The organism is Okeania sp. SIO2C9, assembly GCF_010672455.1.
Taxonomy (GTDB): Bacteria; Cyanobacteriota; Cyanobacteriia; order Cyanobacteriales; family Microcoleaceae; genus Okeania.
Map to the genome: position 1 here is coordinate 1 of NZ_JAAHGO010000250.1, position 1,294 is coordinate 1,294.

General features: G+C 44.0%; 1 protein-coding gene and 1 pseudogene. Both read left to right on the forward strand.

Translation table 11 applies throughout. The features are described 5' to 3' along the window. Positions 1–936, forward strand: a 936-nt coding sequence (locus F6K23_RS40735; protein ID WP_293166933.1) for an RNA-guided endonuclease TnpB family protein, incomplete at its 5' end; no start/stop codon positions are given. A 45-nt stretch (positions 937–981) separates the two neighbouring features. Continuing rightward, positions 982–1,257 (forward strand): annotated as a pseudogene (locus F6K23_RS40740) (adenylate/guanylate cyclase domain-containing protein); the annotation flags it as partial. Between the last annotated feature and the right edge of the window lie 37 nt (positions 1,258–1,294).

Below are 1,294 nucleotides of genomic sequence, written 5' to 3' on the forward strand. Positions count from 1 at the left end.
TTTGACAACTGCAAGAAAAAGGTGTCAGGGAAGAAGGGCTATCCCAAATTCAAGAAGAACTCTCGCTCTGTCGAGTACAAAATCACGGGATGGAACCTATCACAAGACAAGAAGAAGTTAACCTTAACTGATGACTTCAATGCCGGCACCTTCAAACTGAAAGGAACTCGCGACTTAAGTTGGTACACTAAAAAACAAATCAAGCGAGTTAGAATAGTCCGTCGTGCCAAAGGTTATTTTGTCCAATTCTGTATAGATGTAGAGCGTTCTGAACCTTTGCCTAAAACTAACAAATTCGTGGGCATTGATTTAGGAATCAAAGAGTTCTACACCGATAGTAACGGCGAGGTTGTCAACAACCCCCGGTACTTAAGGAAGTCTCAACTGAGGTTAAAAAGAAGGCAGCGGCGGACATCTGCAAGAGTAAAAGGCTCGAAGAATCGACTCAAAGCTATTAGGAAACTAGGTAGAGCGCACTTCAAGGTAAGTAGTCAGCGTAAGGATTTTGCTGTTAAGACGGCAAAAGCGCTAATCCAATCTAACGATGTGGTGGTCTACGAGGACTTGAAAGTGCGCAATATGGTGAAAAACCATAAGCTAGCAAAGTCGATATCTGACGCCTCGTGGTCAATGTTTACCGACTGGCTAGACTATTTTGGTAAGGTTCATGGGCGGATAGTATTCTCTGTTGCGCCTCACTGGACATCCCAAAACTGTTCCAGTTGTGGGGAAAAGGTGAGGAAGAGTCTTAGTACAAGAACTCATCAATGTCCATATTGCCAGACGGTATTAGATAGAGACCACAACGCCGCGATCAACATCCTCAATAAAGGGTGGGTCGACGATAGAGTACCGCAGGGCATGCGGAAACATACGCTTGAGGAGAGCCGAACCTCTGGCAGGGTGGAGAAATCCCTTCTGCTAAGTTCTCTCTAAGATTCAAGAATCCCCCTTTTTCTAAAAGGGGGAGTGTCAACAGCTATCAAGATGCGCATTGGGATTTTCACAGGTCCGATTATCGCTGGTAGTTTGGGGGGCAAAAATCGTTTAGAATACGGTGTTATTGGTGATAGTGTTAATACTGCTTCTCGTCTCGAAAGCTGTCTAAAAGATCACCAGTGTACTAATTGTCGTATTCTCATTGGTGAAGAAACTCTAGTTCATCTGAAAGGAAAGTTTAAAGTTGAATCCTGGGGAGCATTATCCCTTAAGGGCAAGCAGCAAATGGTTAATGTTTACCGCGTCTTAGGTCGTTGAGAGCAAAGAGGGAGTGAGCATTCATCATAGCAAATTT